The following is an 8,952-nucleotide window of genomic DNA, read 5'->3' on the forward strand; positions in this document are numbered from 1 at the left end:
GTATTTGGGAATAGGGGATATGTAGGGAGCATCTCATTTATGCAAGTGAGTAATTATACTTATCCCTAAAACTGGTTTCTAGCAAGGCTTTCAAAATAGCTTGACATAAAAACCTGATTTAGGGGTTACAAAGGTGAGATGCTCCCGATATGTATTTCCTCGCTATCCCCTATTCCCACTGAAAGACTTTTTCTCGCTTTTATCTTTTAATTAAAAACGCTTCTATACCCAAGGCTTTTGCCCCTTGATAGTCCTCTTTTTTACTATCGCCAATATGCCAAGCTTGTGCGGGGGGACAATCATGTTTTTGTAGGGCGATTTGAAAAATTTCCGGATCTGGTTTAGCTGCTCCTACCTGAGAAGAAATCGTGATCGATCGAAAAAAATATTCTAAGCCTAATTCTGCCAAAACTTGGTAGATACGACTATCAAAATTAGAAATAATGCCCAACTCGATCCCCTGAATCTGCCAGAGTCTTAAAGCGGGAATGACATCCTCGTACAGCACCCAAGGCTCGGCCGTGGCAAAATGATGGTAAAGTTCGCCAAAAAAAGCCTCAAAATCGGGAAATCTTTCCAGATAACCTAAATTATTAAAAACTGCCCCAGTCAGCGATCGCCACCAGTGATACTCTAACTCGGGAATTTGTGCCGGTTCAACGTCAGGAAAAGCTAGGGGGGGAGAAGTGGGGAAAATAGCCGAGAAAGACTGTTCTAGACTCTCGGCCGCCACCTGTACCCCAAAATCCGCTGCTATTTGACTATAAATTGCTCCAACACTGCCTTTTACCCCAAAAAGAGTCCCCACAGCATCGAGAAAAATAACTTGCGGTTTCTGCATGAGAGTTTTGTTTATAACGGTCGAACTGAGGTTTTTAGGGTCAGCCCTTTAGCTGGCCTAACACACCTAACAATTGCTCATTTTAAAGGATTATGGCCGAAATTCTCGGATCACTTGCCAAACCCTTAATACCTCTGCCACTGTCCATGCTTGGGCAAAAGCTCCCCTAGGGGTAAAAGGGGCATTACCATCGAAAATTTCGCTTAAATTACCGATACAGCTATCCTGAAGATGGTCGATCATCGGTGTTAAAAAACTCTCGGCTAGGATGGGATCGCGATAGACTTTTAGATGGGCTTCGATAAATGCCCCTAATAACCATCCCCAGACTGTCCCTTGATGGTAGGCACTGTCTCTTTTTAAGCGATCGCCACTGTAAACGCCACGGTAATCGGGATGATCGGCAGCAAGCGATCGCAAACCGCGAGAAGTCAACAATTTTAAAGCACAAATATCGACAATGGCCTTTTTCTGTGGGGAATTTAATAACTCCTCCACCGACAAGGACAGGGCAAAAAGTTGATTCGGTCGTAAACTGGCATCATTACCCTTGTCCGTATCTAAAACATCGTAACAATACCCCAGAGAATCGTCCCAGAAGCGAGAAAACCCTTTTAAGGTCATTTTTCTCATTTTTTCGTAATCAGTGGCATCTATGCCCAAATAATGGGCAAATTGAACCATAATTTTTAGGGCATTGAACCAAAGAGCATTAATTTCTACGGGTTTGCCGATGCGGGGAGTAATCACCAGATCATCAACTTTGGCATCCATCCAAGTCAATTGTACTCCCGTTTCGCCGGCATAGATCAAACCATCGTCATCTAGGTGAATATTGTAGCGAGTACCGCGACGAAACCAAGCGATCACTTCCGTTAAAGCGGGATAAATAGTTTTGAGAAACTCAAAATCTTGGCTTTGGTTAAAATAGGAACGAATGGCTTCAAAATACCAAAGAATAGCATCGACAGCGTTATATTCGGGGATTTCTCCGCCATCGGGTAGCAAATTCGGCAATAAACCCCGGTCTAGATAACGGGAAAAAGTTAGTAAAATCTGACGGGCGATCGCAGGTCGGACTGTAGTTAAAGTTAATCCTCTTAGGGAGATCATCGTATCGCGACCCCAATCACCAAACCAAGGATAACCTGCGATTATCGTTTTGCCGTCCGGTTGATCCCGGAGAGGACGACTAACGATAAACTGGTCGGCAGCGAGGGTAAGTTGTTGAATCCATTGAGGCTGCTGGGGATTAATCAGACTACTCTCGTAGCGATAGCGAGACTCTAGAGAAGATTGACCGTCTAAATTCGGATCGGGACGGGTACTAGCGGCAATTGTCACCGATTCTCCCACTTTAAGAGTAGCCGAAAAACTGGCGGCATGGAGATGATTTTCCCGATCAATTAAACCACGATAACGTTCCACGGCCAAATCAAAGCGATAATACCAGATATGAGCGGGAAAAACCTCTCCTTGACTGATTAATAGATAAAAAGGTACAGCATGGTCATAGGCAATCACTCTTACTCCTTTTTCCAGAGGACTAATATCCATTTGCCAGTTAAAACCCTGGGTATTGCCGTGAAAATCACGATAATTGACAAAAGCAGTCAGATTGAGAGTTAGGGGAGAATTGCCGCGAAGGTAGGTATAGCGAGTATAGGTGGTATTTTCTCCCTGTTCCATCCAGATACGCTTTTCTAGTAAGGCATCCCCACAGATAAAAGTCCAGACGGGAATTGTCCCTTCCAGATGAAAACTTTCGATATTAATATAGCCTTGTGGTTCGAATGTACCACCTAACCAGCGATTGCTGGCCAGATGATAGAGTTTCTGGTTATATTGTACCGATTCATCGATTTTAGTCACAAGAAGCGTTCTTTTCGTCGGTGGAGCCAAAGCAGCGATCAAGAGGCCATGATAACAGCGAGTTAGCAATCCGGCCACGGTTCCCGCAGCAAAACCACCGATACCATTAGTGACTAACCATTCCCGCTTTTCAGCGCTAGGGAGATAATTACAGATATCCCGACCGAAACGGAGCTTGACCATGAGCTTCCCAATTCCTAGTAATTTTGTTATAATAGAAAATTGTGTCTTTATATCTATAGAGTAACTCTATCTTAAGGAGGAAAATCAGCAGTGAGTAAACGTACTTTAGAAGGAACCACGCGCAAACAGAAGCGCACTTCTGGATTTAGAGCGAGAATGCGTAGCGTCAACGGACGCAAAGTAATTAAAGCTCGTCGGAAAAGAGGGCGCTATCGTTTAAGTGTTTAGGTTATTCTGGGAACCGACTAATTTTCGTGGGATTACCCCAAATTCATCGCTTAAAACATCGACAGGATTTTCAAGCTGTCTATGGAAAAGGGAGGCGTTATCACGGTTCCCACTTAACCTTAATTAGTTTAGAGGATTCTTGCCCAGATGCCCCCGGCCCCAGTCGTTTTGGTATCTCGATTAGCAAGAAAGTTAGTAAAAAAGCGGTGGTTCGTAATCGACTAAAAAGGCAAATACGAGCGGTAATTCGGCAGTTATTGCCAGAAATAGCAGCAGGATGGCGAGGGATAATCATTATCCGTCCAGGGGCGATCGAGTGCAATTATGAACATTTTTTGCGAGAATTAAAGCAGTTGTTAGTGAAGGCGAATATAATTCATGGGCATTAAAGAAGAAACTTTTTATGAAGGCGGTCCGCACATCGGCGACCTAATCATCAATATCCTGCTAGGATTTACGGTGATTTGTTTACCTTTAACCGTTGGGGCAGTGGTACGGGCAATCTGGTTAAGATATAAGATAACCGATCGGCGGATTTCGATCACCGGGGGTTGGATGGGACGCGATCGCACAGATATTATCTATTCAGAAGTGGCAAAAGTGGCAAAAATGCCGAGAGGAATTGGTCTTTGGGGGGATATTGTCGTAACTCTCAAGGATAGAAGTCGTTTAGAAATGCGCGCGATGCCGAAATTTCGGGAAATTCATGACTACATTGCCGAAAGAGTCGCCGATAAAACCGGTCGTCCCCTAGAATCGATCATCAGTCAATAAAACAAAATAATCGATCGCCGAGATTCGATAAATTAGATTTGTCAAAGTGAACCCCTATTAAACGAGAAGGCATAGATTAAACCCATGGATTTTGGAGTCGGATTTATTTCCACAAATATCATGTTGCCAATCCTAGATTTTTTCTTTCGGATTGTGCATAGTTACGGTTTCGCCATCATTGCTTTAACGCTAGTGGTGAGATTTGCCGTCTTTCCCCTCAGCGCCGGCCAGATTCGCAATATGAGAAAAATGCGAATCACTCAACCCCTAATGAAGGAAAGACAGGCAGAAATTCAACAACGCTACAAAAACGACCCCCAAAAACAACAGGAGGAAATGGGCAAATTAATGCAGGAGTTGGGCAACCCCCTAGCGGGTTGTTTACCCCTGTTATTACAAATGCCGATTCTTTTGGCTTTATTTGCGACGCTGCGGGGTTCCCCCTTCTCGGATATTAACTACACCGTCGATTTACAAGTGCTGCCAAGGGAACAAATCGCCCTCGTGCAGCGCCAACCCTATGCCACCAAACCCCAAAACGTCTATATTGACGAGTCTCTCCACTATCCCATCACCGCTTTTTTACCCCAAGGCAATAAAATCGCCCCGGGAGAACAGGTAAAAATCGACCTGCAAAACGACCAGGGCAAGTCTTTGGGCCAATTAGCCACGGAAGTACCCGAAAATAACCTAAAACCCAGCTACGAGGTGGTTAAAGGTCAAGAACTGGTGCAAGTTAATGAAGACGGTTCCATCGTCGCTTTAGCCCCCGGAGATGCCAGTATTAAAGTTATCGTGCCGGGGATTGCCGCTAATACGGGTTTTCTCTTTATTGAGGCCCTGGGAAGAATTGGGGCAACCGGTGCCAATGGTGAAATTCACTGGGATATTTTGGCGATGGTGATCGCTTTCGGCATTAGTATCTATGTTAACCAAGAGTTATCCGGCGCCGGTGCGCCTTCGGGGGGAGCAGCCCAACAACAGCAAACGGTGAATAAAATCACCCCGATAATTTTTAGTATGATGTTCCTGTTTTTCCCCTTACCGGCGGGGGTATTGATGTATATCCTAACTGCGAACATCTTCCAAACTATTCAAACGGTAATTTTGATGCGGGAACCGTTACCGGAAAACCTGCAAAAATTGGTAGCGGAACAGGAAAAAACGGAAAAATCCCGCGATGCTCTCCCATTTGAAAAACGTTCTAGCAAGAAAAAGGAAAAAACATCGTAATGAGTATATGGGAGCAAAATAGCGAGAAAGCTAAACAATGGCTGGAAAAACTGCTAAAGTTAATGGCCATGCCCACAGATGTCCAGATTGGTGTGCAGGAATTGGGAACTGGACCTTCCTCCTGTTGGTTAATTATTGATAGCAGTCAATTGAGTCCCCAACAAGTGGAACTTCTCCTCGCTAACAAGGGTGAGGGACTGGATGCGATTCAATCCCTAGCTAATACGATTCTGAATATTGGTGTCGAGGCGGCAGAACATCAATTCTATATTGTCGAAATCAACGGCTATCGTCAACAAAGACAGTCAGAACTTTTCGACTGGGTTAATCAAGCGGCGACGCAAGTGCGGCAAACAGGACAGGAAATAGAATTAAAAGCCCTATCTTCGGCGGAACGTCGCCAAATCCATGCCTTTTTTCAGGAAGAAAACGATTTAACCACAGAAAGTCGCGGCGTGGAACCCGATCGCCGGTTAGTAATTCGTTTAAAATAAAACCAAAGGGTGGGGTAAAACCTGCCCTCTTTTTTATTTTAGGCAGATATCTCCTGTCTCGGAGTTTCTTCACCTAACGGAAGATTTTTGATTGTTGCAGGAGAGTTAAGTAGGGAGGCACAATTATTTGTAGGATGGGTTAGCGGTAGCGTAAACTATGCGGGCGTTGGGTTTCATGCTTCAACCGTTCGGCAAAAGCTCACGGCCGAAGCCCAACCTACGTTCATCTTATATTTAATTCCACCCACCCACTTAATAACTTAACTTCAGAGCATTTACTGGTACATCATCCCAGGATTCTACGGTTCTTAAAACTGCTACCCACCCCGCTTGTTTTTGTTCGTCCGTAAGATTGGTTAACCAACTTTGATGACAATCTTTTGCCGCTTGTTCGTCTTGACAGGCAATACAAGCTTGTACTAAACCGCAGGGGTCAATCTGTTCATTTACCCAAATAATCATAGTTAATAGCCCTACTTAACTTCACTATTATAATCCATCGATCGCCCACAGAGAAACTTTTGATATTGATAACCTGTTACATAATTGGAGGATAACTCTGAGAGTTGACAGTCCGATAAATCTATTGAAGAATGGAAATTAATTAACCATAATTCAAAAGGGGGGGAAGATGACAGATTAAAATTTGGCTTTTGTTCTGGGTTAACTAAGAGAAACTTAGGGGTTTTATCGGGAAATCTTTGGTTAAATTCCCAAGCAATTCCCATCATTTCTCCCACCTGCACTAAACTCCTATAGCTAGTGGCAATTACTAACGGATAACGGCTATTATTTTCGATAGTAGTAACTAATTTATCTGGCCGATAATACTTACGATAGCCTAAATTACAAGTCACACTTAGGGAACTAACTAAAGCCATGATAAGGACAATAATTACTATTCTTTTCTGCTTCCTTTGCCAACAATTATCTAATAAAATTGCTAGAATTAAAATTACCGAGGGAAAGTAAACAAAACTATATCTAGCTCCCCGGGTAATATCGATCGAGAGGAGATAAGTGATGACAAAGAAAATAGCAATTGAACTGAGAAAAAATGCCGATAGAATGCCTAATTCTGGTTTATAGGAGTCTAGCCATGCTGTTTTTAATTGTGGGATAATCCAGAGAAAAAAACCGATCATTATTGCCCCAGAAATCAAGATAATTATTAAAGATTCTGATTCAACGGGGAGCAGGGAAAGCATAGTAATTAATGTTCCCAGCAATTGAAAAAAGGGGCTAATTACTGCTAAAAAACTATCATTGTCTCTCTGAATCCAACCGGTCATCTGATTGCCATAATCTTTGGGGACAAAGGTGATAAACCAAATAATAATAAAGCTCAAGTTACCTAAAAAAACTAAACTTAAACGCCACCAATTAGTTATCCAAAAGTTTTTTTGTTTGATTTGATTGGATAAAATCCATAATAAAGTTATTGCCTCTGCGAGGATAGTTAAACTAAAAAAATAGTGGACTAATAACCCTAGACAGTTGACAATTAACCAGAAAAAAACCAAAGTAGGGGATATTCTCTGACGGTGGATAATTTTGCTGCTTGCCCTCAGAAAACAGCCTAAAGATATGAGGACAAATACAACCGCTAAAGTATAATGGCGCGCTTCTTGGGAGATAAAAACTGCGTAGGGAGAAACCGCCATTAAAATCGCCGCCAGAAAAGCGATCGAGCCGGATTTAAAGACCAATTTACTGATAAAATAAATTAGAGGAATCGAAATAACTCCCCAAAATACCGCCAGCGATCGCATTCCTTCTAAAGATACATATTCTCCCCGATCAAAGAATAATTTATTCCAGAGATAGGCGAAAATAAAATATAAAGGTGGATGATTGTCCTCCTGAATAACTAATTTAATTACATCGGCAATAGTTGCCTGATGGTTGCTCTGAACAGGTGCTAATAAAGTGGTGAGGGAAATTATTTGATTTAACGGCACTATCTGGTAATTATTGCCAATACTAAAAACCATAGTGGCAAATTCATCCGTCCAGGGAGGTTTGCTCGTTAATTGTGTTAACCTAATAACCAGTCCCAAAATTATTACTAATCCTAACCAGCAAAAATCAGACCAAGATAACCGCTCCTTGCTTCTTTGTTGTAGATCAGAAATGACTGTAGATAAATTCAATTTAATTGTTATCTCCAAAAGATTCGATTATTTTAACCGCTTCCGATGGGGAAATATCCTGACGGCAATTAGGATAATCATACTCCTCCCGGGCAATTAATGCCCCACTGAGACGATAAAAATATTCTCCCATTTTCATCCAATCGGAATACAAATCGGGTTCGGGGAATTGTTGCCTTAATTCCGAGTCTTTGGGTGTACCATAATTGAGCCAGTATCCTTCTCCAAATAGTGGGGAATTGAGCGCCAGGGTTCCCTCTAATTCTAAACCATCATCGCCCCTGGCGTTTTCGATTCCTTCCACCAAAAAACAGCTATTCTCGGCATTTTCAAAGAGGACTGCGTATCCTTTCCCCTCTTCTGCGAGGATTTTAATCTCGCTGGCCCGAAATCCGGGAGGGATATAGTTAGGTAAAATAATCTTAGCATCTAGCGATCGCAGTTGTTGCCGTTGACTGGCGCTCAAAGTTACCGTTTCTGCTCTCAAATATTGCCCATTGTCAATAATAACAATAGATAATCCTAAAACTAAAGGCCAGAAAAATTTTATGGTCATAATCGCGGGTTTTAAGGTCATATTCTGGAGAATATCTGAGTTTTTAGGTAATTTATCGATTATTTAACCAGATTGACGACGAATACTGCCCTTTTCCTGTTCCCGATTCCCTATTTACCCATTCTAATCGACAAAAAATCATAGCTTGTCTGTGGATTCCACTTTTTTCCACTTCTGTCACCCGGAATTATGGGACTGACATCACCCCAAACCCTCTCGTATTCTAAGGTTATCGACAGGAAAGAGAGGTAACAACCATGTTAGTCAGCCACCAAAATCCAACTTTTGTCCGTAACTACTTAATCGCAGTTATCTCCGTGGTGATGATGGGTGTGGGAGTTGCCGATCTCGTCAATAATCCCTCCCGAATCGCTCAACAAAACCGTCTTGATGGTTATGGTCGCTATGTTAGCGCTGGTTTGGTTAGTGGTGCGGTCAATAATATGCGTTAATTTGCCTCTGATTCTCAATCCTGTTGAAAAGGTGTGGGGGAGTGGGAGTTTTTTCAGTGGTCAGTAAACGGTGAACTGAAACTCAAATCTGATAACTGATAACTGATAACTGATAACTGATAACTGATAACTGATAACTGATAACTGATAACTGATAACTGATAAC

At 42.5% G+C, this 8,952-nt stretch carries 11 protein-coding genes; 6 read left to right on the forward strand and 5 right to left on the reverse strand.

Annotation, left to right across the window (positions count from 1 at the left end):
- Window positions 1-199 precede the first annotated feature (199 nt).
- Together IQ242_RS09870 and IQ242_RS09875 are read right to left on the reverse strand one after the other, a co-directional pair.
- Window positions 200-841 (reverse strand): HAD-IA family hydrolase, encoded by a 642-nt coding sequence (locus tag IQ242_RS09870; RefSeq protein ID WP_193959843.1) that lies wholly within the window; start codon window positions 839-841, stop codon window positions 200-202.
- A gap of 90 nt (window positions 842-931) precedes the next feature.
- Window positions 932-2,896 (reverse strand): amylo-alpha-1,6-glucosidase, encoded by a 1,965-nt coding sequence (locus IQ242_RS09875; protein WP_193959844.1) that lies wholly within the window; start codon window positions 2,894-2,896, stop codon window positions 932-934.
- A gap of 90 nt (window positions 2,897-2,986) precedes the next feature.
- Between IQ242_RS09875 and rpmH the strand changes: the two genes are divergently transcribed.
- The 5 genes from rpmH (at window position 2,987) to IQ242_RS09900 (ending at window position 5,625) form a co-directional block, all read left to right on the forward strand.
- Complete coding sequence (gene rpmH / locus IQ242_RS09880; RefSeq protein WP_002739276.1) at window positions 2,987-3,124, forward strand: 50S ribosomal protein L34; 138 nt, start codon at window positions 2,987-2,989, stop codon at window positions 3,122-3,124.
- A gap of 26 nt (window positions 3,125-3,150) precedes the next feature.
- Window positions 3,151-3,513 (forward strand): ribonuclease P protein component, encoded by a 363-nt coding sequence (gene rnpA, locus IQ242_RS09885; RefSeq protein WP_193959845.1) that lies wholly within the window; start codon window positions 3,151-3,153, stop codon window positions 3,511-3,513.
- A complete protein-coding gene (locus tag IQ242_RS09890) occupies window positions 3,503-3,898 on the forward strand; it encodes a PH domain-containing protein (protein WP_002738951.1) in 396 nt (131 codons plus the stop codon). The genes rnpA and IQ242_RS09890 overlap by 11 nt, the downstream gene beginning before the upstream one ends.
- Before the next feature lie 84 nt (window positions 3,899-3,982).
- Complete coding sequence (yidC, locus tag IQ242_RS09895; RefSeq protein WP_193959846.1) at window positions 3,983-5,131, forward strand: membrane protein insertase YidC; 1,149 nt, start codon at window positions 3,983-3,985, stop codon at window positions 5,129-5,131.
- Window positions 5,131-5,625 (forward strand): R3H domain-containing nucleic acid-binding protein, encoded by a 495-nt coding sequence (locus IQ242_RS09900; protein WP_072924812.1) that lies wholly within the window; start codon window positions 5,131-5,133, stop codon window positions 5,623-5,625. Before yidC ends, IQ242_RS09900 begins: the two co-directional genes overlap by 1 nt.
- Window positions 5,626-5,877: 252 nt before the next feature.
- Here the strand turns inward: IQ242_RS09900 and IQ242_RS09905 are convergent, their stop codons facing one another.
- From IQ242_RS09905 to IQ242_RS09915, 3 genes are read right to left on the reverse strand one after another with little or no spacing between them, the layout of a single operon-like run.
- Entirely contained in the window at window positions 5,878-6,087 is a 210-nt protein-coding gene (locus IQ242_RS09905; protein ID WP_002752080.1) for a hypothetical protein, read from the reverse strand.
- An 11-nt stretch (window positions 6,088-6,098) separates the two neighbouring features.
- Complete coding sequence (locus IQ242_RS09910) at window positions 6,099-7,778, reverse strand: glycosyltransferase family 39 protein (RefSeq protein ID WP_193959847.1); 1,680 nt, start codon at window positions 7,776-7,778, stop codon at window positions 6,099-6,101.
- A gap of 1 nt (window position 7,779) precedes the next feature.
- Window positions 7,780-8,355 carry a hypothetical protein gene (locus IQ242_RS09915; protein ID WP_193959848.1) on the reverse strand — a complete coding sequence of 192 codons (576 nt, stop codon included), beginning with the start codon at window positions 8,353-8,355 and terminating at the stop codon, window positions 7,780-7,782.
- A 236-nt stretch (window positions 8,356-8,591) separates the two neighbouring features.
- Between IQ242_RS09915 and IQ242_RS09920 the strand changes: the two genes are divergently transcribed.
- Window positions 8,592-8,786: a hypothetical protein gene (locus IQ242_RS09920; RefSeq protein ID WP_002738625.1), complete on the forward strand. Its 195-nt coding sequence runs from the start codon at window positions 8,592-8,594 to the stop codon at window positions 8,784-8,786.
- Window positions 8,787-8,952: the final 166 nt, after the last annotated feature.

Origin of the sequence: Microcystis sp. LEGE 08355 (assembly GCF_015207185.1) — a bacterium.
Lineage (GTDB): Bacteria > Cyanobacteriota > Cyanobacteriia > Cyanobacteriales > Microcystaceae > Microcystis > Microcystis panniformis.